The 26005-nt window shown below is 71.1% G+C and carries 23 protein-coding genes; 10 read left to right on the forward strand and 13 right to left on the reverse strand.

The window, feature by feature from the left end; all coding sequences use genetic code 11:
- Positions 1 to 132: 132 nt before the first annotated feature.
- The 6 genes from SM754_RS10435 to SM754_RS10460 all read right to left on the reverse strand — a co-directional run bounded on the left by SM754_RS10435 (position 133) and on the right by SM754_RS10460 (position 6808).
- Positions 133 to 2559, reverse strand: a complete 2427-nt coding sequence (locus tag SM754_RS10435) for a PAS domain S-box protein (protein ID WP_323676165.1) — start codon at positions 2557 to 2559, stop codon at positions 133 to 135.
- Positions 2560 to 2784: 225 nt separating this feature from the next.
- Positions 2785 to 3813 carry a DUF5305 family protein gene (locus SM754_RS10440; RefSeq protein ID WP_323676166.1) on the reverse strand — a complete coding sequence of 343 codons (1029 nt, stop codon included), beginning with the start codon at positions 3811 to 3813 and terminating at the stop codon, positions 2785 to 2787.
- On the reverse strand, positions 3810 to 4295 hold the full coding sequence (locus SM754_RS10445) for a hypothetical protein (RefSeq protein ID WP_323676167.1): 486 nt from the start codon (positions 4293 to 4295) through the stop codon (positions 3810 to 3812). The genes SM754_RS10440 and SM754_RS10445 overlap by 4 nt, the downstream gene beginning before the upstream one ends.
- Positions 4292 to 5284: a signal peptidase I gene (locus SM754_RS10450; RefSeq protein WP_323676168.1), complete on the reverse strand. Its 993-nt coding sequence runs from the start codon at positions 5282 to 5284 to the stop codon at positions 4292 to 4294. Before SM754_RS10450 ends, SM754_RS10445 begins: the two co-directional genes overlap by 4 nt.
- 15 nt (positions 5285 to 5299) lie before the next feature.
- A complete protein-coding gene (locus tag SM754_RS10455; protein ID WP_323676169.1) occupies positions 5300 to 5851 on the reverse strand; it encodes a hypothetical protein in 552 nt (183 codons plus the stop codon).
- A gap of 345 nt (positions 5852 to 6196) precedes the next feature.
- Positions 6197 to 6808, reverse strand: coding sequence for a class I SAM-dependent methyltransferase (locus tag SM754_RS10460; RefSeq protein WP_323676170.1), 612 nt, complete (start codon positions 6806 to 6808; stop codon positions 6197 to 6199).
- A 112-nt stretch (positions 6809 to 6920) separates the two neighbouring features.
- On the opposite strand from SM754_RS10460, the gene SM754_RS10465 reads away from it, so the two are divergent.
- From SM754_RS10465 to SM754_RS10485, 5 genes are all read left to right on the forward strand, one after another.
- A complete protein-coding gene (locus tag SM754_RS10465; protein WP_323676171.1) occupies positions 6921 to 8099 on the forward strand; it encodes an outer membrane protein assembly factor BamB family protein in 1179 nt (392 codons plus the stop codon).
- 109 nt (positions 8100 to 8208) lie between these two features.
- Entirely contained in the window at positions 8209 to 9234 is a 1026-nt protein-coding gene (locus SM754_RS10470) for an LLM class flavin-dependent oxidoreductase (RefSeq protein ID WP_323676172.1), read from the forward strand.
- 66 nt (positions 9235 to 9300) lie between these two features.
- The gene (locus tag SM754_RS10475; RefSeq protein ID WP_323676173.1) at positions 9301 to 10572 is read left to right on the forward strand and encodes an outer membrane protein assembly factor BamB family protein; all 1272 of its coding nucleotides are present in this window, start codon (positions 9301 to 9303) and stop codon (positions 10570 to 10572) included.
- A 319-nt stretch (positions 10573 to 10891) separates the two neighbouring features.
- A complete protein-coding gene (locus tag SM754_RS10480; protein WP_323676174.1) occupies positions 10892 to 12226 on the forward strand; it encodes a cytochrome P450 in 1335 nt (444 codons plus the stop codon).
- Between the two features lie 377 nt (positions 12227 to 12603).
- The gene (locus SM754_RS10485) at positions 12604 to 13032 is read left to right on the forward strand and encodes an OsmC family protein (RefSeq protein ID WP_323676175.1); all 429 of its coding nucleotides are present in this window, start codon (positions 12604 to 12606) and stop codon (positions 13030 to 13032) included.
- A gap of 89 nt (positions 13033 to 13121) precedes the next feature.
- Here the strand turns inward: SM754_RS10485 and SM754_RS10490 are convergent, their stop codons facing one another.
- On the reverse strand, positions 13122 to 13976 hold the full coding sequence (locus SM754_RS10490) for a universal stress protein (RefSeq protein ID WP_323676176.1): 855 nt from the start codon (positions 13974 to 13976) through the stop codon (positions 13122 to 13124).
- Positions 13977 to 14089: 113 nt separating this feature from the next.
- On the opposite strand from SM754_RS10490, the gene SM754_RS10495 reads away from it, so the two are divergent.
- Together SM754_RS10495 and SM754_RS10500 are read left to right on the forward strand one after the other, a co-directional pair.
- Positions 14090 to 14953: an Nmad3 family putative nucleotide modification protein gene (locus tag SM754_RS10495; RefSeq protein ID WP_323676177.1), complete on the forward strand. Its 864-nt coding sequence runs from the start codon at positions 14090 to 14092 to the stop codon at positions 14951 to 14953.
- Positions 14954 to 15876: 923 nt separating this feature from the next.
- Entirely contained in the window at positions 15877 to 16326 is a 450-nt protein-coding gene (locus SM754_RS10500; RefSeq protein WP_323676178.1) for a winged helix-turn-helix transcriptional regulator, read from the forward strand.
- 11 nt (positions 16327 to 16337) lie between these two features.
- Here SM754_RS10500 and SM754_RS10505 read toward each other — a convergent pair whose 3' ends face one another.
- Together SM754_RS10505 and SM754_RS10510 are read right to left on the reverse strand one after the other, a co-directional pair.
- Entirely contained in the window at positions 16338 to 16796 is a 459-nt protein-coding gene (locus SM754_RS10505) for a nucleoside deaminase (RefSeq protein ID WP_323676179.1), read from the reverse strand.
- 59 nt (positions 16797 to 16855) lie between these two features.
- Positions 16856 to 17710: a hypothetical protein gene (locus SM754_RS10510; RefSeq protein ID WP_323676180.1), complete on the reverse strand. Its 855-nt coding sequence runs from the start codon at positions 17708 to 17710 to the stop codon at positions 16856 to 16858.
- A 363-nt stretch (positions 17711 to 18073) separates the two neighbouring features.
- On the opposite strand from SM754_RS10510, the gene SM754_RS10515 reads away from it, so the two are divergent.
- Entirely contained in the window at positions 18074 to 20518 is a 2445-nt protein-coding gene (locus SM754_RS10515; protein ID WP_323676181.1) for an outer membrane protein assembly factor BamB family protein, read from the forward strand.
- A gap of 77 nt (positions 20519 to 20595) precedes the next feature.
- On the opposite strand, the gene SM754_RS10520 is transcribed toward SM754_RS10515, so the two are convergent.
- Complete coding sequence (locus tag SM754_RS10520; protein ID WP_323676182.1) at positions 20596 to 21048, reverse strand: universal stress protein; 453 nt, start codon at positions 21046 to 21048, stop codon at positions 20596 to 20598.
- A 216-nt stretch (positions 21049 to 21264) separates the two neighbouring features.
- Complete coding sequence (locus tag SM754_RS10525; protein WP_323676183.1) at positions 21265 to 22212, reverse strand: universal stress protein; 948 nt, start codon at positions 22210 to 22212, stop codon at positions 21265 to 21267.
- A gap of 181 nt (positions 22213 to 22393) precedes the next feature.
- Here SM754_RS10525 and SM754_RS10530 point away from each other — a divergent pair, with 181 nt between their 5' ends.
- The gene (locus SM754_RS10530; protein WP_323676184.1) at positions 22394 to 23614 is read left to right on the forward strand and encodes a hypothetical protein; all 1221 of its coding nucleotides are present in this window, start codon (positions 22394 to 22396) and stop codon (positions 23612 to 23614) included.
- 264 nt (positions 23615 to 23878) lie between these two features.
- Positions 23879 to 24601 (forward strand): profilin-fold protein, encoded by a 723-nt coding sequence (locus SM754_RS10535; protein WP_323676185.1) that lies wholly within the window; start codon positions 23879 to 23881, stop codon positions 24599 to 24601.
- Positions 24602 to 24632: 31 nt separating this feature from the next.
- Here the strand turns inward: SM754_RS10535 and SM754_RS10540 are convergent, their stop codons facing one another.
- Positions 24633 to 24890: a DUF7861 family protein gene (locus SM754_RS10540; protein WP_323676186.1), complete on the reverse strand. Its 258-nt coding sequence runs from the start codon at positions 24888 to 24890 to the stop codon at positions 24633 to 24635.
- Between the two features lie 70 nt (positions 24891 to 24960).
- On the reverse strand, positions 24961 to 25923 hold the full coding sequence (gene lipP1, locus SM754_RS10545; protein ID WP_323676187.1) for a LipP1 family hormone-sensitive lipase: 963 nt from the start codon (positions 25921 to 25923) through the stop codon (positions 24961 to 24963).
- Positions 25924 to 26005: the final 82 nt, after the last annotated feature.

The following is a 26005-nucleotide window of genomic DNA, read 5'->3' on the forward strand; positions in this document are numbered from 1 at the left end:
GCAACTTCCAGCGGAAGCAGAACCGTGCTACCCGGATGGACGAAGCGACGAACGAGCCGAAACGTGACCGGCAATGCGTTTCGGGCGAGCTACTCTCGGCGCCTTCGATATTAGGTCGGTGACGTCGACGCCTCAGTTCTCCGACCGTCGGTTGGCCGTGGTGGCGTCGAGCGCGAGTTCGAAGATGCGATCGGTCGCCTTCCGAATGTGCTGGTGGAAGGTCGGCGCGGATATGTCGAGCGACCGCGCCACCTCCTTCCCGGTGCTTCCGCGGGGCCAGGCGAAGAACCCGCGGTTGTACGCGACCTTGAGGACTTCGAGCTGGCGGTCCGTGAGCTCGCGCTCCAGGTCGAGTGCCTCGAACGCGCGGTCACCGTCGGTCACGGCCTCCTTGCGTGTCAGTTCGGCGCTGTCGGCGATGGCGGCCAGGTCGTCGACGAACGACCGAAGGTCGACGCGAGCGGGGAACTGCGCGACGAGGGCGTCGCCGTCCGCGGCGAGTTCGAACTGCCGGAACTCGCCGGCGTGCTCGGCGAGCGGGTCCATGAGCGGGAACTCGGAGACCGCGACCTCGAGTCGGTCGTCGGCGAGCTCGCTGACGCGGTCGACGGCCCGCTCGTCGACGAGTCGGTCGGCGAGCGCGTCGACCGCCGTGGCCTCGATGTAGACGAGGTACTGGTCGGTCTTCGAGACGACGTCGGTGACGACGACCGACGGATTGACGCACGACGCGGCGCGGTACAGCGGGTCGTCGACGCCCCCGACCGACACCTCGACCTCGACGAGGGCGTCCGTGACGTGGGCTTCGCGCTGGTCGATGGCGCTACAGGCGTACCCGGTGGTGTCCCCGAGTTCGTCGAACATGGCGACGTCGTCCTCGCTGAACGACCGTTTCGCGTACAGTTCGAGGACGCCGTGAACCATGCCGCGATGCACGATGGGGACGCTGAGGAGGCTGCGACAGCCGCGGTTGAGTGCGGCGCGCTTGACGCCCTTGCAGCGCTCGTCGTCGAGGATGCTCGCGACGTGTACGGACTCCTGGGTGTCGAGCGCGAGTCGGGATGGCGCGCGGTCGTCGTCGGCGGCGTGCGCGAGCACGCGGTGCAGGAACTCCCCGTCGCCGCCCGCCCAGTCGAGCGCGTCGACGCCGCCGTCGGTCTCGACACCGAACCACGCCATCTCGACGAAGTCGGTGTCCGCGAGCTCGCGACAGACCGACCGCGCGACCTCGCGTTTGTCCGTCGACCGCACCACGACCTGGTCGATGCTGCGGACGACGTCGTTGATCCGCATCGCCCGCTCGAGCCGTTCCTCTTTCTCCGATAACTCGGACTCCTTGCGTTCGAGGGCGGCCACGTACTCGGTGCGTTCGAGTGCCGCCCGACAGCCGGCGACGAGCATCTCCGTGATGTGGACGTCGTCGCGGTCGAACGCCTCCGCGCTCGCGCACAGGAGCACGCCGTCGCGGTCGACGGGAACGACGAGGGCGTTACCGGCGTCGACGGGGAGTGCGGTCGCGTGCTCGGGGTCGTTCGAGACGCGTTCGGTCGCGCCGTCAACGAACCCGTCGCAGACGGCGGAGTCGCCGGTGATCCGGTCCGGGAGCGCGTTCGACTCCCACGTATGCTGGCGGAGCTGGAGCGCGCCGACGTCCTCACACCACGCGTAGTACGCGGCGTTCGTCGCCGCCGAGACGCGAGCGGGAGTCTCGACGAGGGTCTCGGCGATGTCGCGGTTCGTGTCGGCGGTGATGAGGTCGCGCATCGCGTCGTTGAGCGCTTCGAGCGCGTTCTCGCGGCGCTTGCGCTCGGTGATATCGCGGGTGTTGATAACGTAGCCGCCGACCGCGGAGCGTTCGAGGGTCTCGCCGGTGGACTCGAACCACCGGTACTCGCCGTCGCCGGTCATGAGTCGGTACTCGAGCGACTCGACGGTGTCGGCCTCGGCGTCGACGAGTTCGTTGAACCGATTGAAGAGCCACTCGCGGTCGTCGGGATGGGCGTGACCGAACGCGTTCTCGCCGAGGAGTTCGTCGGGCTCGTACCCGAACACTTGCTCGGCGGCGGGACTGACGTACTGGTACTGCCCGTTCTCGTCGAGTATCGTGATGAGGTCCGTGGACGCTTCGATGAGCGTCTGGAACCGTTCGCGTTCCCGTTCGAGCGCTCGCTGCGCGTCGCGTTGCTCGACGAGGTTCTCGACGCGCCGGACGAGCACGCGGTAGTTCGACGCGCCGGCTTCCTTCCGGAAGTAGTCGTCCGCGCCGGCGTCGAACGCGGCGTCGACGACGTCGTCGTTCCCCTTCCCGGTCAGGAGGACGAACGGGAGGTCGTCGCTGGTGATGGAGCGCGCGAACTCGACGCCGGACTCGTCGGGGAGGACGTAGTCGCTGACGACGCACTTGACGTCGTCGTCCTCGTCGAGAATCGCTCGCGCTGCTGCGACGTCCGGGGCGGTGTAGACGGAGAGCGCGGAGAACTCCGTGAAGAGTCGCTCGCAGAGGGTTCGGATGCTCTCGTCGTCGTCGACGACGAGGACGGCCGCGTCGCGGTCAGTCATGGTGTACAGCGTTCGTGCCGGTCGGTCATGACGAACACGGTTCGAGCCGATTCGAAGCGTCCATCTGCGATTGAGTGTAGTCGTGGCCGTGGCGGCCTAAGCCCGGCGCCTCGATACTGAGGCGTGGGGTGCGCGTTCGCGTCGAGGACGCATCGGGGCTGGACGGTGCTGTCGTGGACGTGGAAGCGGAAACGCGCGTGAGCGAGTGATGCATGCTCCGTGAGGTCAGTCTATGGCGTCTTTGGGGTCGTGTTCGGTCCAGAACTCCTCGTAGTAGTAGACGACGTCAGCGTCGAAGACGACGTACGCCTGCCGGGAGTCGTCGAAGACGACGCGTCGCTGTCGGTCGATCGCGAGCTCGGCGAGGTCGGCGAGCGACGCCATCGTGACGACGCGCCGGTCGAACGACGCGGGGACGTGCCCCGCGGAGATCCAGTCGTCGTACCGGCGTTCGTGGACGCGATGGCGGAGCGCGTCCTCGTCGCCGGGGTCGAAGCGGCGTTTCGCGACGCCGCCGAGGACGCCGACGGCGAGGAGGGCGCCACCCGCGATGGCGAGCGCCCAGGCGTCGGTGCTCGCGTCGTCGACGGGCACGCGCCGCTTCTCGGTCGTGCTGTGCTGTCGGTCGGCGTCGACGGACTCGACGCTGTACCATCGGTCGCCGAGCCCGAGGGCGGTCGTGCGCGTGAGCCTGCCGCGGTAGCGGTCGGTCTCGTACGCGGTCCGCACGACGAGCGTCACGGAGACGCGGGCGCGACTGCCGGCTTCGGTCCGGAGCTCCGCGAGCCGGTCGCGGACGTCCCGGACGGAGACCGTGGCGGTCGTGCGGGCGCGGTCGTCGACGGACCCGTTCTCGGCCGCGACGACCCGCGTCTCGGACCAGACGCGTTCCTCGCCTCGGGTTATCTCGTAGCGGAGTGCGAGGCTGTGATTGTAGTAGAGGCGTGTGGCGGCGCTCGTCTCGGTGACGACGACGACGGCGGCGTTCGGCGCGCTGTCGATGGGATAGGGACGGTCGACGAGTTCGGTGCCTCGCGCGAAGAGCGTGCTGTTCCCGGTGACGGTCGCCGAACTCGACGCGTTCAGCGACACCGTCTGGAGGTTCTCGTGGTCGGTAACGGTCGTTCGCTCGGTGTGCGCGAGGTCGCTCGCGCCGAGACCCACGCCGGCGACGCCGAGGACGACGACGACGGCGACGACTTTCCACCCGTGCGTCTCGAACGCGAGCGCCAGCCGCGGCGGAAGTCGGGTCACGACGACGTCACCGGCACGGACCGATTCGATGCGTTCACCCAGAGGCCGACGTCGTCGGCAGTCACGTCGAAGACGACGTCCCGGCCGTCGAGGGACCCGTCGTCGGGGACGTCGATCGATACCTGCTCGGAAGCGCCCGCGGCGAGGGCGAACGTCGCCGTGTCGCCCGCGCTGGCGCCGTCGCGGACGAGTTCGCCGACGTCCCGAGAGTCGGGGTCGAGTGCGACGGTGACCGTGACCTCCCGACCGAGACGGTTCGTGACCGTGACGAGCCTGTCGCTCGCGTTGACGCTGACGGAGTCGTTCACCGCGAGACCATGCGCTGCGCCGTCGTCCGCCGTGACGGCCGCATCGGAGTGCCTGGCTGCGTCGCCGGACGTGTATCCGCTCGCGACGACGCCCTGCCAGCCCGCGAGCGCGACGACGAGCCAGCAGGCGACGACGAACACGCCCTCGCTCGACTGGAGGCGCGGCGCTCTCATCGTCGCCTCGCGAGCCAGTCGGGCGCACGGAGCGGTCGTCGGAGGTCGGCGAGCGCGCCCGCGAGCACGAAGGGAATCGAGAGCGCGACGCTCACGCTCACGGCCACCGCGGCGAGCGGGTGAACGGCGCGGAGCGCGTCGAGGACCGCTCGCGGGAGCACCGCCGGATACCGGTACGTGGTCGCGGCGACGGACCGGACGCCCGTGCTCGACCGCGCAGGGACCGTCCCCGTGACTTCGAACGCCGTCGGCGTCGACGCGACGCTCGCCGACGCGAGCCCCCGGACGTGCACGAACGAGTCGACGAACGCGTTCCCGGGCCTGGCGACGGACTCCTGGAACGCGAGCGATTCGCCGACCGCCTGGCCGCTCGTGGACCCGCTCGCGGTGACGACGAACTCCCAGCGATGAATCATCGAGGTCGTGACGAACAACGCGGTGACGACGCCGCAGGCGAGAACGAACGCGCCGACGTACGCGTGGCCGACGCGGAGTCGTCGACCGCGCTCGTCCCGACCGGTGTCGCGTCCTCGGAGCACGGACAGCGCGCTCGCGACGACGGCCGCACCGACCGCGTACTCGCGGTTGGACCGGAGTGCTTCGACGCCCAGACCGAATCCGGGGAGCGCGAGCACCGAACCGCCGACCGTGACTGCCTCCCCGACGACCGCGTCGCGGTCGACTGGCGGATGCCCCGCCGCCTGGTCGGTCGCGTCGTTCGCGTCACCTTTCGTCACGAGCCCTCGCTCGGTGACTGCGACGACGCGATGCGTGACGAACTCGTCCTTCGAACCGGACCAGAACGTCACGACGTCGCCGGCGGCCACGTCGTCGGTCGCACGCAGCACGTACCCGTCTCCCGGCGACAGCGTCGGCTCCATGCTGTCGGAGTAGACGTACGACACGCTCACCGGCGCGTGCGCCGGGAGCAACAGGAGCACGCCGACGCCGACCATGCTAGCCAGGACGACCGAGCGAAGGACGTTCATCGAGGGAACGCGGGCTTAGACGGAGACGTTCAGCGTCCCGGAGAGGTCCGCGTTCGTGTCCAGTCCGTACGTGTCGACGACGACGACGACGTGGTACGTCGACCCGGCCGCGGCGTTCGTGATCGTCGCCGAGGTCGACTCCTCGCTGAGGGTGCCGACGCTCGAGCCGCTGCTGTCGTATATCTGGAACTGGATGTTCGCGTCGGTGTCGCTGGACTCGGTGACGCCCGTGTACTCGACGGTGATGTCGTGTTCGGAAGCGTCGTTGTTCGTGATGTTGAACGCGGACTGGTTGGTCGCGTCCGTCGGGTTCCCGAGCTCGAAGTGCGCCGCGGTGTTCACGCCGGACCCGCCGCCCTGCGAGAAGTCGATTTCGAGCGCGTTGGTGCTGTTCGTGTACACGAGGTCGCCGGACGTGCCGTCCTCTAGCCCGATGAGACCGGAGTTGTCAGCGACCACGTCCACCGAACTGGAACGTTCGACGGACCCGGTCGTGAACGCACTTGCACCGACTATCAGGCTCGCCACGACGACGAGCACGGTCAGCAACTGTATTTCGCGGTTCATCTACACCGCTTCTCGGGGCCGTGTCGGTCTGAGGCTGACCGCTATCAAGATAGGTTCCGCGACGACACTAACCTAATGCGTTAGGTAAGCAGGCGTCGTCAAGCGACGGCAGGTGTCTGCACCCGGATGCGTTCTGGCGCGATCGATTCGACGATGGTCGCTCTATACCGAGTGGTAGCGCACGGAAATGCGGGTGTGACACGGTAGGCGCGCGGTTAGAGTGGGGACGTGGCAGCGGCCGGACCGAGCGCAGTGTGGGACGGTCGTTGCGGTGGTCGGGCACGTCGGGCACGGACCGGAGAGGCGACGAACGAGAAGCCGGCAGTTCGGGACGTCCGGTGCTTGTCAGTCCTCCCGTCGGGCGACGACGGCGTAGAACGGGTCGGTTTGGGGGCGTTCGCGGACGACGTCCGCGACGGCGAGGTCGGCGGCGGCGCAGTACGTTTCGACGAGGTCGGCGCGCTCGTCCATGCTCGCGTGGCGCCACGCGCGGACGGCCTTCGTCGGGAACATCCGGTTCGTGAAGCTGACGACGAGGACGCCGTCGGGCGCGAGGACGCGCTCGAACTCGCGGAAGACCGCGCCGGGGTACTGGAGGTACTGCACGGAGAGCGCGCAGGCGACGACGTCGAACCCGCCGTCGTCGAGCGGGAGCGTCTGGTCGTCGTTGAGGTCCTGGACGAACCACTCGTCGAGCGCGTCGTTCGCGTCGAGCTCCGCCGCGTTGAGGCCGTGCCCGACGACGCGCTCGTACTCGCGCGCCGGCAGGTGGGATACCCAGCTGCTCATCGCGTCGAAGACGCGGTCGCCGTCCGCGGTCAGCGACGCGTACAGCGCTGTGAGGCGGTCGAGGAAGCCGTCGTCGGCGTGCGTGACGAACTGCGGCTGGCCGTAGAACGCGCCGTCGTCGCCCGCGTCGACCTTCGCGCGCTCCACGTCGGAGAGGACGTCGTTCACGGCGACTGCTACGGCCGGATTCGGCAAAGCGGTTGCGCCGGCGTCGGTGCGGAGATGGCGGCCGTCGCGAAGGGACAAGACACTTTGCGCGGATGCGCGCAGGTCTGGGACGATGCCCTCCAGACGCGACCTCCTCGCGACGAGCGGTGCGGTTCTCGCGGCGACGACCGCGGGCTGCCTCGGCGACGTCGACGGCGGTTCGACCCAGGACCCAGGGACCGACGACGACACGGACTGGCCGATGCCCGACCACGACGCGAGGGGCTCCAGCTACGCGGAGAACGCCGTCGCGCCGCGGTCGAGTCCGAGCGAGCGGTTCGCGGTCGAGACGTCCTGGCCGATCGACCGGCCGGTGGTCGCCGACGGCACCGTCTACCTCCCGACGATGCCGGGACTCATGGCGTTCGACGCGAGCGACGGGACCGAGCGCTGGCGGTTCTCGACGGACGGGGACGGCGGCGAGCGGTTCCGGTCGCCCGCGGTCCACGGCGGCACGGTCTACGTCACGGCCGAACCGGGGCTGCTGGCGCTCGACGCGAGCGACGGGACCGAGCGCTGGCGCGTGGAGACGCCCGGCCGCGTGCAGGCGGCGGTCGCGGTGTCCCGTGACTGGAAGACGCTGTACGTCGGCGACGACACCGGCGCCGTCTACCGGGTCGCGCTCGACGGCACGGTCGAGTGGCGGACAGAGGTGTTCGGACCGGTGACGCGAATCGTCGTCGACGTCATCGGGGGCGCGTACGTCGGCACGGGTGGCGGCGAGGTGTACCGGGTGTACGACGGAGACGGATTGTGGCGCAAGCGCGTCCCGGGGAAGGTCACGGCGCTCGCGCTCGACGACGGCGGTGGGCCGTACGTCAGTACGTTCGGCGGTGGCGTCCTCCGACTGCAGGACGGGGCGCACGCGGGCCGGCCGCGCTGGCACGCCGAGGACGGCCCGGTCGCCCATCGGTCGTTCGCACTCGCCGGGGACGGCGTGTTCGGCTCGGACATGGCCGGTATCACGCGACTGGACCGGCGGACGGGCGAGCGCGACTGGCGGCTCGACGGCGACCACGGTGCGGGGCCCGCCGCTGCCGGGGACACGGTGTACGTCGGCGGCGATGGGGCGGTCACGGCGTACAAACTCGGTGGCGGCGTCGGCCAGGGCGGGAGCCGTATCGACCCCCGTCGGTGGACGTACGACCTCGGCGAGCGCGGGGCCAGGTCGGTCGCGGTGGCCGACGGCGCGCTGTTCGTTCCCGTCCTGGGTGGCGAGGAGGGGCCGACCGAACTCGTCGCGCTGGAATGACCGCGCTGGAGTGAGCGCCACGGAGCGAGCGCGCTGGCGGTCGACGGAAGCGATGCGGGCGCGTTCGCGGTGCCGAATCGTTATCCGGTCGCGTCGCCGAGTCCCCAGTATGGAGCTGTCTTTCGTGGATCTGTCGCCGGTGCCCGAGGGTGGGACGGCGACGGACGCCTTCGCGAACACGGTCGACGTTGCACAGCAGGCGGAGCGACTGGGGTTCGAGCGCTTCTGGGTGGCCGAACACCACAGTCGGGAGTCGCTCGCGGGCACGACCCCGGAGGTACTGCTCGGGCATCTCGCGGCGGAGACGGAGTCGATACGGCTCGGGTCGGGCGCGGTGCTCCTGAACCACTACAGTCCGTTCAAGGTCGCGGAGTCGTTCGCGGCGCTCGACGCGCTCGCGCCGGGTCGCGTCGACCTGGGGCTCGGTCGGGCGAACGAGTCGCCGGCGGTCGACCGGGCGCTCGGGACGGAACGCCACGTGAAGGACCCCGACGGCGACCACCGGGCGCGCGTCGAGGCGGTCGCGAACCACCTCGCGGACGCGTACCCCGACGACCACGAGTACGCCGACGTCTCGATACCGCGCTCCGGCGAGGGACCGCCGGCGCCGTGGCTGCTCGGCTCCAGTCCGTCGAGCGCGCAGCTCGCGGGCGAACTCGGCCTGCCGTACTGCTTCGCGGCGTTCATCCGGCCGACCTTCGCCGAGCACGCGTTCGACGCGTACCGCGAGCACTTCCGGCCGTCGGCGTACCCGATGGGGGTCGACGAACCCACGGGGGCGGTGGCGGTGAACGCGGTGTGCGCGCCGACGGACGAGGACGCCGCTCGATTGCGCGCCGTCGCGGAGGCGACCTACCGGCGCCTGAAGCAGGGCCGTGCGACCGGGCGGCCGAGCGTCGATGAGGCGGTCGCGGAACTCGGTGGCGTCCCCGAGCCGACGCCGGCGACGCTCGACGACGACGAGTGGCCGCGCTCGCTGTCGGGAAGCCCGGAGACGCTCGCGGGCCTGCTGGAGCAACTCGCCGACCGCGTCGGCGTGGACGAGGTGATGATCCAGCACTCGGTCCCCGACCACGACGACGCGCTGCGCTCGCATCGCCTGCTCGCGGAGGGCGTCGGCCTGGACGGCCGCTGACCGACGGGCCGCTCCGGCGGACGTCCCTGCAGAAGACACTTCACGCGCCCGTCCGCAGCGGCGACCATGCTCTCCAGACGCGACGTGCTGCGAGCGACGGCGAGCGCCGGTAGCGCCGGTATCGTCGGCGGCCTCGCGGGCTGTCTCGGCTTCGGCGACGGCGGCCCCGAGGCGGCGGTGTGGCGTGCGTCGACGACCGCGGGCGTCGGTCGCGCGTCGCCGGTGGTCGCCTCGGACGTCGTCGCGACGCTCGGCCACCGCGAGGACGGGGACGGCGGTCGCGTCGAGGCGTTCGACGCGGAGGACGGCGAACGGCGGTGGACCGCCGACGTCGGGCGACCGACCGGGCTCGCCGCCGACGGCGCTCGCGTCTACGTCGGTTCGAAATCCGACGGCGGCGTCGGTCGAGTCACCGCGTTCGGCGTCGCGGACGGCGAGCGCGCGTGGACCGCACCCGTCGAGAATCTCGCGTCCGCGCTGACGGCGACCGGCGACACCGTGTACGCGGCCAACGGAACGCTCGCGGCCATCGACGCCAGCGACGGCGCGGTGCGCTGGGAGGTCGAGGAGCGGGCGGGGGTCGAGTTTGCCGTGCTCGCCGCGCCGGACGACCAGCTCGCTGCGACCGACGACGCGGCCGTGTTCGCGGGCGTCGACCGCGCGATGGCGCTGTCGTCGAGCGACGGAACGACCGCGTGGGACCACGCCCTCGAGGACTGGGAGTCCTCGACCGTGGGACCGTACGTGGACGACGACCGCGTCTACGTCGGGAGCAGCGAGGCCCAGCGGGTCGTGGCGCTCGACCGCGACCGCGGCGCGCCGGTCTGGCGTCGGGAGTACGCGAGCGCCGGGGCCGTCGTCGGGTTCCACGCCCAGAATCGGTCGGTCGTCGTCGCGGCGCGGACGCGCCCGAGCGCGGACGACGGCACCGGGACGGTCCGCGTCGTCGACCCGGACGACGGCACGGTGAATCGCACGGTCGCGCTCGACGCGCCACCCGAGCGGACGGCGAGCGCGCACGACCGGTTCGTCGTCGCGACCGGCGACGGCACCGTCCGCGGCTACGACGTCGGGTGGGAGGACCCCGAACTGTGGCGCGCGTCGCCGTCCGGCGACGACGTCCGCGTCGTCGACCGACGGCCGGACCGGGTACGCGCACGCCGACGACGGCACCCTCTGGGCGCTCGAACGACCCTGAGACCGGTCCGCTGGACGTCGTGGAACGTGTCGGCGTCCGAGTCCCTCTCCTGCTCGCCAGAGGCGCCGATGGGTGGTGCCCGCCGACGGACGATAGAGACATTCGGAAACTGGCGTATACGGCGGGTAGGACCGATGTAATCCCCGGATGTGGACGTTCCAGCTAGCACCTATCAGTGCTAGGGTAACCCCGACGAGTCGTCTATCGTAGTGCTACGTCCTCTCACATCCGAACTGACGTTCACGGCACCGACGGCGAGCGTGGTCCGGACCGGCGCCCTCGCCGGGTACCTCGGCGACCTCGTCCTCGCCGGTCGTACCACCGCCTGAGCCCCTCCTTCTCGGTTCGACGCGGCCGTCGACCGACCGGTCCGCCGCGCGTCGCCACCCGATCGCTCGGTGGGTCCTCTCGGGCCTCGGGGGCGAGCGGTACTTGTCCGTCGAGTCCTGACCGACGCGTATGGCTAGCACACCGCCCGGGCCGCGGGGCGAACCGCTGTTCGGGGACGCGCGCCGGTACGCGGACGACCCGTTCGCGTTCGTGACCGCACTGGAGGAGAGCTATCGCGGGATCGCCGCGTTCGACATGGGCCCGATGGAGACGTACGTCGTCACGGACCCGACGGCCATCGAGCGCGTGCTCGTCTCCGACGCCGACCGGTTCGAGAAGCCGGACTTCCAGGACGACGCGCTCGGCGACCTCCTCGGCGACGGCCTGCTGCTGAGCGAGGGCGAGACGTGGCGCGAGCAGCGCCGCCTCGCGAGCCCGGCGTTCGCGATGGACCGCCTCTCCGGGATGGCGGGCCGCATCACCGAGCACGCCGACGACATGGTCGCGGACTGGGCGGACGGCGAGCGCGTGGACGTGGAGGCGGAGATGACGCGCGTGACGCTCGACGTCATCCTCGACCTCATGATGGGCGTCCGCGTGGACGACGCGACCGTCGAGACGGTGCGCGAGCAGATGGTGCCGCTCGGCCGGCGGTTCGAACCGGACCCGCTCCGGTTCGCGATGCCGGAGTGGGTGCCGGCCCCGGACGACGCCGAGTACGAGCGCGCGGTCGCGACGCTCGACGGCGTCCTCGACGACGTGCTGGCAGCCAGGAAGGGCACGGAGGGGACCGACGAGGACGGGCCGATGGACTTCCTGTCCGTGCTCCGTCGAGCGCAGGACCGCGGCGAGCAGTCGAGCGAGCAGCTGCGCGACGAGCTGATGACGATGCTGCTCGCGGGCCACGACACGACCGCGCTGACGCTCACGTACACGCTGTACCTCCTCTCGGAGCATCCGGAGGCGGCCGAGCGCGTTCGCGCGGAGGTCGACGACGTCGTCGGCGGCGACGACCCGGGCATGGAACACGTCCGCGAGCTCGAGTTCGTCGAGTGGACGGTCCAGGAGGCGATGCGGCTGTATCCGCCGGTGTTCACGATGTTCCGTGCGCCGACCGAATCCGTGGAGCTGTGCGGGTACGAGGTCCCGGAGGACGTCGCGGTCATGCTCCCGCAGTACGCGGTGCATCGGTCGGGGCGGTACTGGGACGCCCCCGAGTCGTTCGACCCGGAGCGGTTCTCGGCGGCGCGGAGCGAGGACCGACCGCGGTTCGCGTACTTCCCCTTCGGTGGCGGCCCGCGGCACTGCATCGGCAAGCACCTCGCGATGCTGGAGGCGCAGCTCATCTTGGCGCGCGTCGTCCAGGAGTACGAACTCGCGTACGAGGGCGACGGACTGGAACTCCTGCCGTCGCTGACCGCGCATCCGAAGGACGGCATGCCGATGCGCGTCGTCGAGCGCTGACGCTCGACCCGGCGGACGTTCCAGAACTCGCCTATCCCCCTCAAATGCCATTACTGGCCGGTAGAACGCGCTGATACTGGCGCTTGAGCCGTGGCGTATTTATACTTCTAACTCTCAGTTATCGATGGCGCCAGGGCGAGACCGTCTGGGTGGGCGGTCGCTGTGCCGACGGCAGCTCCCCCCGAGGTGGCGGTCGAGGCAACGTTCCCCCATTCCTTTCCGTTCGTTCCATTCCTTCGCCGACGAGCTAACGAGAGCCATCCGCTGATAGGTTGCGGTGCGTCGTTCGACCGGCACGGGTCGGGTCGAGGCAGGTCCGTTCTCGAACTTCGAGACCGGGCACCAACGCTGAAGCCGTCCCTCCGCCGACGTCCAGTATGGCAGATACTTCCGACGCGGACCTGACCGAGTACGAACTGACCGCGACCCGAATGAGTCCGAAGCGAACGCGCGTGGACACCGGCGACGCCGAGTTCGTCGTCGGCCGGGACGTCAATCCCGTCGAGTACTTCCTCGGGGCCGTGGTCGCGTGCCTGAACTCCACGGGGACGATGGTCGCGCGAGACATGGACGTCGACATCGAGTCGCTGGACGCGACCATCCGCGGGGGCGTCGACTACTCGCGGTACATGGGGAAGCCGTCGGAGAACCGTCCCGGACTGCAGGACGTCACGGTCGAGATCGACGTCGAGTCCGACGCGGACCCGGAGACGCTGGCCGCGTGGCTCGACGCCGTGAAGGACCGCTGTCCCGTGACGGACAACGTCGAGAACGAATCCTCGCTGTCCGTCGTGTTCGGCGACTGACCCGACCCGGACCGGAGCCCGCAGTCACTCGCCAACGTCCGCGGTAAGCTACTAGCGTCCGCGAGCGAGTCCTCGTGCGCCCGGCTCGGTCAGCCCTGGCGGGTCGGTGGCACGAGCAGGACGTTGCTGTCGCTGCGAGCGGCGACCGACTCGGACGTGCTGCCGACGAGGAGGCGACGGATGCGACCGCGGCCGCGAGCGCCCATGAGGACCGTCGTCGGCTTCACTTCTGCTTCCGCGGCGAGGATCTCCTCCGTCGACTCGCCGGTGCGGACCATCGTCCGCACGTCGTCGATGCCCTTCCCTTCGAGTTCGTCCGCCAGTTCCTCGAGACGCCCGCTGGCGTCGTCGACCGCCTCCGGGTCAGCGCGACGGTCCGGCGGTGCGACGTGCAGGAGCGTCGCTTCCCGCGCCGCATGCTTCAGGTGCCGGAACTGGTCGAACGCGCGTTCGGCGTTCTCCGAGAAGTCGGTGGCGTACAGGACCCGCCGGAACAGGTGCTCGTAGGCGACCTCGTAGTCGTCCTCGGACTCGCGGCGGATGCGTTCGAGCAGGAGCGGGCGGGTCGCGGTTCGGATCATGTCCCTGGTGGTCCCGCCGATGAACCGTTCTTCGAGCGGGCTCTTCCCGCGGGAGCCGACGACGACGAGGTCGGCGTGCACGCGGTCGGCGAGTCCGTTGACGCGTCGGTGCGGGGTGCCGCGGACGACGTGGACGGCCACGTCGAACCCTTCGGCTTCGAGGGCTGCCTGGTGGCGTTCCAGCACGCGCTTGGTGCGCGAACCGACGTCGCTCCCGGGCATCCCCGTGGTGACGTTCGGGCTGGTGACGGTGACGAGGTCGACGCCGTCGATCCCGTACCGTGCGAGACATTCGAGGCACACGCGCGACTCGATGGCGGTGTCCATGGCGTCGGAGAGGTCGGTGGCGATGACGGCGCGCATACGTCGTCTCGGTGCGCCAGCGCTATAGTATCGTCTCTGATTCCCAATACTCTCTCCTGCTCTACTCTACGCTACTCCGGGGGCTCCTCTCGCCGTCCGAACCCGTCGCGACGGTGCGTCGGCGCGACGACGTCCGCGCCGATAAGTACACCGAGGGCGTCGGTGGTCGCATGACGGTGGTCCTCTGTGGCGTCGGTGCCGACACCGGGAACGTCCGACCCGTCCCGCGCGTCGACGAGACCGGCCGGTTCGAGTACGTCCCCATCCCCGAGAAGGGCGAGACGACCGAGACGGCGACGTACGGCTCGCTCCGGCGTCGCCACGCCGACGAGTCGCTCGCGTCGCTCCTCGACGCCGTCCGTCCGGGGAGCGACGGCGACTGGGTGACCGACCCGGACGCCATCGCGAACCACGCGGTCCATCGCGACCCGAACCTCGACGCGCTCACGTACGGCGAGCATCGACCGCCGTACGTCGCCGCGCTCGCCGACCTCGACCCCGGCGACGTCGTCGGATTCTACGCGGGCTTCCGCGGCCCCGAGAACGACCTGAAGCACCGGTACCTCTTCGGGTACCTCACGGTCGCGGAGCCGCCGACCGTCCTCGACCCCGCGATGGACGACGACGCCGTCGCGAACGCGCTCGAAGCGCACCCGGCGAACGCGCACGCCAGACGCCACGCGGCCCACGGCAGCCTCTACTACCACGACCCGGCGTTCACGGACCACACGGAGTCGGTCGTCGTCGTCCCCGGCCGCGAACCCGGCGGTCGCCTCGACCGCGCCATCCGACTGAGCGACCATCGCGTCGGCCCGAACTACTACATGGCGGACGACGTCGCTCGCGTCCTCCAACCCGCCCGTGGCGGCGCGCACGGCACGCACCTCGGCGGATTCAAGCCAGCGGTCGAGTGCGACGTCGACCCCGCTCGGTTCGAGACGTTCGTCGCGGACCGCGTCGCCGACGCGGCCGACTGACGACGCACTCGACGTGCGAACGCGGCGACTGCGCCGCGGAACGACGGGGAGAAAGCGGGGTCTGGCGGGAAGCGTGACTGCACGGGAAGAGCGACGGCACGGATAACGTGACTAGAGCGGACGGAACAAAGTGCGGCGCCCGGCGAGGGCGCCGATGTGGCACGGAGTCGCTCGTTCGACGATACCCGTCGACGCTTCGCTGTCGCCCCGGTCCCCCACCACGGGTCCGGGAACGAACGGTCGGTGTCTCCGGCGTCGGTACCGTCGTCGAGATGGGGTGGAGCGGACGAAGGGTCGTCCGAACGTTCCGTCCCGATGACCGGCGGCGCTCCCGACACGACCGGCGACGGGGTTCGCTGACCAGGCGATGGAACGTCGTCCGCCTCCCCACGTGTGAGTCGGCGTGGGAGGAACGTAGGTATCCGGGGTCGTTCCAGCGCCGTGGGAACGGCCACCGACACGTTCGGGTTCCCGAGCGCCCGAGCCGTTGACCGTCACCGGTCGCGGACGCGAGTGGCGGCGGCAGCACGTGAACGCGGGCGTCGAGAAGGTGACCCTTCTCGGGGTGTCGTGAACGACGAAACGAAAGTGGGGTGGGGTGTGCCGCGTCGGCGAGACGCCGGCGCGGCCGTAGATGGCGTCCGACCGATGGACGCCGGGGGTGGATGGGGTGGGGTGAGGCACCGACGGGGTGGGGTCGATGCCTCGGCAGGCTTGGCACTCCGACCGGCTGCGCGACGAGAGTGGGGTGCCCGTCGCGCGAACACGGGCGACTCGGAGTACCGTCTACGAGTAGCGGGCGGAGGGGCAAAAGTCAATCGCTTGTTCTGACCTCTCGAAGTCGTCGGAAGGTGGGCGCGTCACGGCGATTCGCGGTGAATGGGATGTCAAATGTTAACATGGCTGCGTCCGTACCGGCGCGCATGAGTGGGGAAGGGAGCAGCCGGGACGGCGGCGGCGAGGGTGAGGTCGTCAGCGGCGGGAACGGCGAGGGTGGCGATGAGAGCGTGGATGAGCGGCTGCCGGTCGGATGCGCCGGCGAGGAGTGGTGTCCGGTGACGACGACGGCGACGCTCATCGGGAGGAAGTGGCATCCGGTCATCCTCCATCGCCTCGTGGAGGACGGACCGGCGGGGTTCAACGAGCTCGAGGGCCGCGTCGACGGTATCTCCAGCAAGGTGCTCTCGGAGAGCCTCGACGACCTGGAGGAGAACGGGCTCGTGGACCGCGAGAGGGTCAGCGAGAAGCCGGTTCGCGTCCGGTACTCGCTGACGGACGCCGGGGCGTCGCTGGACGAGGTCGTGTACGCGATGCGCGACTGGGGGACCGAGCATCTCGTCGACCCCGCGGACGCCGACGTGGACGGGACGTAGCAGACGGCAGGCTACCAGTCGAAGTCCGCGTGTATCGCGCGCCCGTCGGCGTTCAGCACCGGGCCCTCGACGGGCGTACGGTCGCCGAGGACGGCCGCGGCTCGGACGGGCGAGTCCGCACCCGTGAACTCGGAGAGCTCGTCGCCGGCGACGCTGTAGACGACGCGAGCGAACCCGGCCGAGCGCAGGCCGCCGGCGCACATCGGGCACGGTTCCGTGCTCGTGTACAGCACCGTCGCCGCGCGCTCGCTGGCGTCCAGCTCGCGGCACGCCCGGTACGCGAGGTGGAGTTCGGGGTGGCGACGCACGTCGTCGGCGGTATGGATGCGGTTCGATCCGCGCATCACGACCGCGTCGTCGCGAACGAGGACGCTCCCGAACGGCTCGTCGCCGCGCTCGGCGGCCTCGCGCGCCAGGTCGAACGCCTCGCGCATGTGTCGCTCGTGGTCGAAGTCGTCGATGGCCGTCATGACCGTGGTTAGGGCGCGAACCCCGAAAACGGTTCTCGAACGTCGACGCGGCGTGACGCCTACAGCCCGAGGAGGCCACCGAGGACGAGGTAGCCGCCGCCGACGACCGCGAGGGCGCCGACGAGCGACCAGACCACGGTGCCGAGCGCCTGCCGGAGCCAGCTCCGGGTGCCGGTCGCGTCGGAGACGACGAAGTCGACCGTGTCGGCGGTCCGGGTCACAACGAGCTCGTCCCGAGCGACGGCGTCCGCGGTCTGACTCACACCGCCCTTGAGGAACTCGACGACGCTCCGGACCGGGCCGCTCGGCGCGGTCGCGCGCTCGTCGTACTCGCTCGCCGGAACCGCCTCGCCGAGCACGTACACGCCGTCGCCGGGTTCGAGCCACGCCTCGACGCGCCGAGAGTCGCTCAGCTCGTCGTGGCGAGCGTAGTCCGATTCGAGACGCACGTCGGCGTACGCGGGGTCGACGAGGATGCGGCCGGTGTCGTCCGCGACGTAGAACGGCACCGACCCCGTCTTGCTCAGGACGTCCGGGACGAGTTGCTGCGGGAGCGGCACGAAGAACCCGCCGTCGTCGTCGTTCCCGTGGTCGCCGTCGTGCTGTCGGGACTGCGAGACGACCGCTTCGGCCTTCTTCGCGCCCGCCGAGACGTCGAGGGTCTCCGCCGCTGGTTCGACGGTCCCCTCGACCTCGACGCGCCCCGGCGTCGCCTCGGCTACCGGGACGGTCTCCGTCTCGAACATCGCCCGCAACCGTCGTGCGCTCGGTGCCGCGAACAGCACGAGGACGGCGACCCCGGCGCCGACGAGCGCGAGCCCAACGAGCGGGCTCGCGGCCCCGCCGCCACCCGACTGGAGGGGCTGTTTCGGGAGCTGAACTGTGCTCGCGACCGCTCGCCAAGGGGGAATCACGAGTGCACCTCCGCGCCACCAGCACGGGTGCGGGGCGGATCGACTCTTGCAGGGGCGCGGGGCGGGCCGACTCTCGGAAGGACGTGGGACCGACCGACCCGTCGCGTCGGGTGCGCCGGCGTGCGTGCTGGCGAGTGCCCCCGGCGAGTCGTTCGCACCATTCGTGCGCCGCGACGTGCTCGCACCATACCGTTCGAGCGGAGTCAGCGCTCGTAGTTATAAGGCGACTAGCGCGTCGGTCGACGCCGACCGAGTGCGACCGCGACCGCTCGGATGGCCGCGAGAGCCTGGACGGACGCGAGCGCTCGCGACGACCCGGTCCGCACAGAAGACTTATCCGGAACTCGTCACGAGTTGGCGTGAATGCCCTCCTCACACGACGACGCGGCGACGAGCGACGACGACGGCTCGTCGCCGAACGACCCAGCGGCGGCGCCCGCCGAGGCCGGTTCGGCCGCGTCTCGACGCGGCCTCCTCCGGACCGGTGGTGCGCTCGCGCTCGCGGCGCTCGCGGGCTGTAGCACGACGCGCTCGCCGACCGGTTCGACGGCTTCCGGGACGGACCCGGTGGTCGAGACGGAGACGAGCCCGACGACGGACGACCCGGGCGCTGGTCCGTCAGCGCCCGCGCTCCGCGGTCCCTGGCCGACCGCTCACGCGGACGCCCGGAACACGGGCGCGGTCGACGCCCCCGGACCACAGGGACCGCCGGCGCTCCAGTGGCAGGGTGGCGTTCGGCTCGGCACCGAGCTCTCGGCCGAGAGCGGCCCGGACGGTCCGGTCGTCACCCAACGAAACGGGACCGTCGTGGCGTACGACCACGACGGCGCGGTCCGCTGGCGGGACCGCCACGACGACGACTTCGTCGCTGCGCCCGTCGTCGCCGCGGACGGGACGGTCGTCGTCGGAACGCGCGACGGACGGGTGACGGCGTACGACGCCGACGGCGACCGACGCTGGGAGCGCTCGACGCCGGACGGGCTCTACGCGCCACACGCCAACGACGCGACGCCGTTCTCGGTCGACGGCGACGTCGTCCTCCTCGCCCACCCCAGGGGGAGCGCGTACGCGTTCTCGCTCGCTGACGGCACCGAGCGATGGCGGACGAGCGTCCCGCGGCGCTGCCATCGGCCCGCGGTCGCCGACGGCACGGTCGTCCTGACGTCTCGCGGCCGCAGATCGGGGGGCGACGACGAGAGCCCGCTGCTCGCGCTCGACGCGACCGACGGGAGCGAGGTGTGGCGGACGACCGTTCCCGGAACGGTGTCCATCGGTGCGGGCGTCGACGGCGACGCGGCGTACGTCGGCACGATCGGCGGCCGGGTCTCGGCGCACGCCGTCGGGGACGGCGGAGAGCGCTGGGTCGTCCACCTCGACCGGGAGGAGCGCCCGTGGATCAGCTCGATACCGACCGCCTTCGCCGACCAGGTGTGGGTCGGGACGCTCGGTGATGGCCTGTACGCGGTCGACGCGGACGGCGTCCGCGCGCACGTCGACGTCGACGCGGGTACCACGCCGGCGGTCGGCGATGGCCGGCTCTACGTCGGGAGCGCCGACCGCGACTCCGGGGACGCGGCCGCGAACGGCTCGGTCGTCGCCGTCGAGCAGGACGGGAGCGTCGCGTGGCGAACCGACATCCGCGGGCAACCCGACGGCCAGGTCCGGTACCGCGACGGCCGGGTCGTCGTCGGGACGCACAGCGGCGTGGTCGCGACGCTCGACGCGACCGGCACCGAGCGCTGGCGGGCGTTCGAACGGCCCGCGTCGCTCCCGTCACCGGTCGTCGGCGACGGCGCGCTCTACTGCGGGAACCTCCACGACGCCGTCAGCGGCTACGACGTCCGGAAGGGCCGGAGTCACCTCTGGCACGTCGATCTCGACGGGCCGACGCCGGGCGCGCCGGTCTCGGCCGGCGGGACCATCCTCGCCGGTAGCTGGAGCGGCGAGGTCGCTGGGACGCCGCCGCACGAGCACGCCGACCCGCCGATGGGGCCGATGACGAAGCCCGAGCGGACGACGACGGCCGTGCACGTGGACGCGCCGAGCCCGGAGCCGCGCTGGACCGTCGACCTGGACGGCCCCGTCGGCGACTTCGGGTACGGAACGCCCGGCGACTCGGAGACGGCGGCCGGGACGACCGTCGGAGGTGCGTTCGTCGGCGCGGGCTCGCGCGTCGTCGCGCTCACCGCGTCCGGCGACGTCCGCTGGGAGACCGACGTCGGCGCCCGGGTCGCCACCAGCCCGGCGGTGTTCGCCGGCGCCGTGTTCGCGACGACGACGGCCGGCGACCTCCTCTCGCTCGGCGACAGCGACGGCGACGTCGGCTGGCAGGCGACCGTCGGCGACGCGGCGACCGCACCGGTCGTCGTCACGGAGACTGCCCCGAAACTCGTCGTCGTCGGGACCGACGATGGCGTCGTCGCCCGGCACGCCGCGGACGGCCACGACGCCTGGAACGCCCCCGGTCCCGGCCGCGTGCGAGGTGCGCCCGCACTCGCCGCCGACGGCACGCTGGTCGTGGCCGACGACGCGGGCGTCGTCCGAGGCCTGACGGTCGCGTCCGGCGAGGAACGGTGGCGGGTCGAGGCCGACGGCGCCGTCCACGGCGCACCCGCCATCGCCGACGGCGTCGCGTACGTCGGCACCCGCGGCAGCCGACTGCTCGCCATCGACGTCGAGCGCGGCACCCTCGACTGGTCGTACGACGCGGCCGACTGGGTCGACGGCTCGCCGGTCGTCGCGTACGGCGCCGTCTTCGCGCCGACGCAGGCCGGCACCATCGACGCCGTCGTCGCCGACCCCGAGTGACGCGACGCCGGCCGCGCGGTCAGCTCTCGGCGGGTCGCGAGTGCGCGGTCAGTTCTCTGCGAGTCGCGGGGTCGCGGTCAGTTCTCGTCGACGTCGGTCTTGACGATGGTGACCGGGCGGTCGCTCATCCGCGCGACGCGCTCCGCGACGCTCCCGAGGAGCCGCCGGTACTCGCCGGACCGCTGCTTCGTCCCGAGCACCGTCACGTCGACGTCCACGTCGTCGGCGTACGCGAGTATCTCCTCGTGCGGGACGCCGTGGTGGACGACCGTCTCGACGTCGACGCCCGCCGCTCGCGCGCGCTCGGCGATGGCGTCGACCGCGTCGCCGCCGGCCTCCTCGAGCGCGTGCTCGAGCCCCTCGTCCTCGTGGACGTACTCGTCGCCAGGATACGAACTGACCGTGTCCGCGTCGACGACGTAGAGCACGTGCAGGGTCGCGTCGTACTGGCTCGCGAGGTCGATGGCGTGCTCGATGGCGTCGTCGACGCCGGCGCTGCTGTCGGTCGGCAGGAGTACGTTCTCGTACATACTCGGACAGACGCTCGGACGAATCGTATACCTTGCTCTCGATTCCACGCCAGTGAGAACGGGCAAAAGCCATCCACGTCGACACGACGGGGCGCGATGCGGTACCGGCTCGACGCGCCACCGACCGAACGGTGAATCGCGGCCGTGCGGACCGCCCAAGCCCCCGCAGCCCTCGTCGCAGCCGTCGCAGCCGTCGTTGCCGCCGCAACTGCTGCGTCAGTCGTCGCCGTTGCGCGTGTTCACCGCGAGGACGGGCGCGTCGGCGTGCCGGACGACGCGCTCCGTCGTGCTCCCGAGGAGATAGCGGTCCAGGCCCGTCCGGCCCGTCGTCCCCATCGTGACGAGGTCGACGTCCTCGTCCTCGACGTACTCCAGGAGCGCGTGCCCCGGCGAGCCCTTCAGGACCGCGGTCTCGGCGGCGAGCCCCGCCTCGCGAGCGCGCCTGGCGACCTCCGTCGTCGCGTCCTCGCCCGCGGCCTCGAACTGCTCTAAGAGCTCCGTCGCGGGCGCCTCGCCCGCCGACGCGGCGAGCGAGGAGACGTCGACGACGTTCACCGCGTGCACCGTCGCACCACCGACGGCGGCGAGCGCGAGCGCGTGCTCGACGGCGACGTTCGCGTCCTCGCTCCCGTCCGTCGGCACCAGGACGTGCTCGTACTCCTCGAGCGTGCGCGCCGCTTCGAGGTCTCGAACCGTCAGTACCGGGACGTGCGTCCGCCGAAGCACGCGCTCGGTGACGCTCCCGGCGACGTACCGGTCCACGCCCGTCCGCCCGTGGGTCCCCATCACGAGGAGGTCCGCGTTCACCTCGTCGGCGTACCCGACGATGGACTCCGTCGCGTGCCCCTCCACGAGCGCCGTCTCCACGCGCTCGACGTCGTCGAGCGCCGACTCCGTCGTCCGGAGGGCTTGCTCGCCCTCCTCGCGGAGACGCTCGCGGGTCTCGTCGTCCACGCCACCGCGCTCGAAGACGCTCGACGCCGCGTCCTCGTCGACGACCGACACGACGTGTACCGTCGCGTCGAACGCCGCCGCGACCGCGGCCGCGTGACCCGCCGCTCGCTTCGCGTACTCGCTCCCGTCCGTCGGCACAACGATGGTCTCGTACATGTTCGTGTCTAGGGGTTCGACGACCAGGGAAATAACCCGGTCGTCCGTCCCCATCGACTGAGAACGTTCCCCGGGTCGGGCCCACGGACGCGAGTGCCCGACGACGACTCCCTCCGCGACGACAACCCTCCCCGGGGAGTGACTCCCTCGGCGACGACGACCCCCCAGCGGGTCTCGACCGCGAGCGCGGACCGACGACGCCTTGGGGGCGCGAGTCCGAGTGCGGGTACGACCGATGGCCGACTCCCCCTCGCCACCGCCGGCAGACTCGACGCCCGAGCCGACCGCGCGACAGGAACGCGTGTTCGACCGTATCTGGACGCAGCTCCCCGAGCAACAGAACCCGACGTCGTCCTCGTGGTGGTTCTTCATCCTCTTCCCCGAGGGCGACACCGGGTACGGCCCCCGCCAGCTCATGTTCTCCATCGCGGCGCGCGTCGGCGACCGCATCCGCGTGAACGACGTCACGCTCCCCGGGATGGACCTCGACCGCGAGATCGAGAGCGGCGTCGACGAGTTCGACGTCATCTCCGTCGGGTGGGACGGCGACGACGAACGCATCGACGAACGCATCGTGAACCAGCCGGCGCGAGCGACGCTCTCCGCCGACGGCAGCATCGAAGCGTGGACCGAGACCGACGACGGCGAACGCCGCGGGAGCGCCGTCCGCGCCTCGACGGACCGCCCCCTCGGCATCGAAGCTGAGTTCGCCGGCGAGAAGGGCAGCGTCTCGTTCGAGGCGTGGGGCGACCTGGACTCGCCGACGACCGCGCCCGTCCAGTCGATGGACATGGACACCCCCCTGGGTGGCGTGGACGTCGTCGCGTTCCGCCAGATGAACTTCGAGGGCGAATTCGACCTGCCGGCGGGCACCGAGACGCTCGAAGGTTCGTGTTACTTCCAGCGCGTCTGCTTCAACGTCCCCCTGTACCCCTGGAAGTGGGTGTGGGCGGTGTTCCCGAACGGGGCGGCGTTCTCCGCGATAATCCCGTTCGTCGGCCCGCACGTCCTCCGCGAGGGCTACGACTTCTACGAGTCCGACGCGCTCGAACGCGCCACCCTTCCCTTCCGGACCTCGGGCTTCTTCAGTCCCGCCGATGGGGGCGACATCGTCCGGTTCGACGACATCTCGATCGAACCCGTCCTCGAGGACGACACCGCCACGGTCGCGCCCGACGCCGACCACGCCGACGGCGACGCCCACCCCGATTTCGTCGTCGAGGTCTCGACCGACGACGGCGACTTCGTCGAGTTCACCGCGTCGACGTACGGGCACGCCCGGAACCACATCGACCGCCCCGTCCTCGGCGGCCGGCTCGAATCGCACTGGAGCTACAACGAGTTCCTCTTCGAGATGACGGACCTCGACGGCCGCGTCGGCGACCAGCACCTCTCCGCGGACACGATGGGTGACGCGTACGGCACCCTCGAGTACAGCACCGGGCTCGGACTGTAGGCGGTCAACGCACAGCAGCCGATGGCTACGTGGCGGTCGCGGGGACGCCCCGCGAGACGACGCCCTTAAACCACCGCGCGTCGAACGGATGAACGGAGCCGTCGGGGTGGAGACGTAGGATACCTTGACCCCGACTGCTCCACTTTCAACACCCGCGAGCCACAGCGCCGCCACCGCTTCTGCCTGTGCCTGTAGTGCACGACGTCGTCGAGCCCTGCGGCCGCGACCGGTCGTCTTATCCCGCTCGCGCGCCCCGTCCCGCACGTGACATCGTGGCCGCCAGCGGACCCCGAGGACGCGTCGACGATAGCCGAGCACCGCGACGAGGTCGTCGCCGCGGTCCGCGACCACGCCGGACGGCTCGCGTACCAGCTCGCGCGCCTCGAAGGCGGCGACTACGGCGACTGGTCGACCGACGGCGAGCACGGCGAGTGGACGGTGAAGTACGAGGGCGGGGACCTCGACTACCTCAAGTACGCGCCCGACGGCGGGAGCGACGTCTACGTCGTCTCCACGAAACGCGACCCCGAGCCGGAGGCGCTCGCGACCGCGCTCCGGGATTACGACGCGCTCGTCGAGGGCTTCGCGGCGTACGTCGACTCGGTGTCGGGCGTCCTCGACGACGTCTCCACGGACTTCCCCGCGGTCGCGTCCACGGACGGCGTCGTCGCGGAACGCGACCGCGTCCTCGACCGCGTCCGCGAGGTCTGCGACCGCATCGCCGCGGAACTCCGCCGCTACGAGGGCGGCGACTACGGGACGTTCACCGCGCGCGTCGACGGCACGCGCTGGGAGCTCAAGTGGGACGAGGACGGCGCGTCGTACCTCCGCGTGAACGGCTCGAACGGCGTCTACGTGCTCTCGCAGTACTCCCCGCCGTCGGCCGAGGACGTCCGCGAGTACGCCCCGGGATTCCGCGGGTTCGTCAGGGCGTACAACGAGGAGGTCGAGGCGCTCGAATCCGACCTCGCGACCGTCGAACTGTAGCGCGCCCGCTACCGACGGCGGTCGGGCGCCATCAGCGGCGGCCGTGTTCGCGGTACCAGACGGTCTCGCCGACCGGTGACTCGCCGTCGCCGACGTCGAGTCGGCCGACGAAGAGGTCGCGGACCGCGAACGTGACGACGAGCTCGACCTCGCTCACGTCACCGCCCTCTGCGGGTTCGACGGTGACGACGCAGTGCCCGTCGCGCTCCTCGGTACGGCGGACGACGCCCCGCGTCCACCGGTCGACGTGATGCGTCGGTTCGCGAGCGTGGATGCGGTCGTGCGTCACGACCGGCGCCCTCGCGTCGCGCTCTGGCCGCTTCTCTCGTAGCGACCGCGCGTCACCTGGCGGTCTCGGCTCACGCGTCTCCCTCGTGGAGCGCGCCCCGGAGGTCCGCGGCGGCGTCCGCGAGCACGCGATGCGCGCCCTCGACGTCCATCGGGTCCTGAACCATGTTCACGACGCCGTGGATGAGGTCGTCGTACTCGCGGTGCGTGACGGGCGTGCCGGCGGCGTCGAGCGCGTCGGCGTACGCGCGGCCCTCGTCCCGGAGCGGGTCGAACCCGCACGTGACGACGGTCGCGGGCGGGAGGTCGGCGTGACTCGCCGCCTCGACGGGCGCGAGGTAGGGGTTCGCGGCGTGCACCCACGACGGCGCGTAGTGGTCGCTGAAGTACGTCATGTCCGCCGCTTCGAGGAAGTACCCCTCGGCGTTCTCGCGACGCGACGGGTAGTCGGCGTCCGCACGGAAGTCGACCGCCGGATAGAACAGCGTCTGGTGCGCGATCTCCGGGCCGTCCCGGTCGCGAGCGGCGAGCGAGACGACCGCGGCGAGGTTCCCGCCCGCCGAGTCGCCGGCCACCGCGAGCCGGTCCGCGTCCCCGTCCACCTCCTCGGCGTTCGCCGCGACCCACTCGGTCGCCGCGTACGCGTCATCGACCGCGGCGGGGAACGGGTGCTCGGGCGCGAGCCGGTACTCGACGGAGACGACGGCGACGTCGGCGGCGTTCGCGAGGATGCGACACGGCGCGTCGTGCCCGTCCAGGTCCCCGAACACGAACCCGCCACCGTGGAAGAACACGACCACGGGATGCGGGCCGTCGCCGTCCGGGACGTACGTCCGGACGGGAATCGGGCCGGCGGGCCCGGGTATCTCGCGGTCGGCGACGCGACCGACCGGCTCGACCGGTGGGGCGTCCGCGAACGCGCCGTGCATGACCTCGCGGACCATCTCCGGCGACATCTCGCGGACCGCCGGGACGTCCATCGCCGCTATCGCGTCGAGAACCGCCTGTACGTCCTCGCTGGGTGAGTCCGTCATACCGGTAGCCTGGGCGGCCGACGGCAAAAGCAGGTGCCCTGACGACCGACGCCTCGCGCGGACGCGACGCCACCGACGGCTG

This window comes from Halorubellus amylolyticus (assembly GCF_034808145.1).
Lineage (GTDB): Archaea > Halobacteriota > Halobacteria > Halobacteriales > Natrialbaceae > Halorubellus.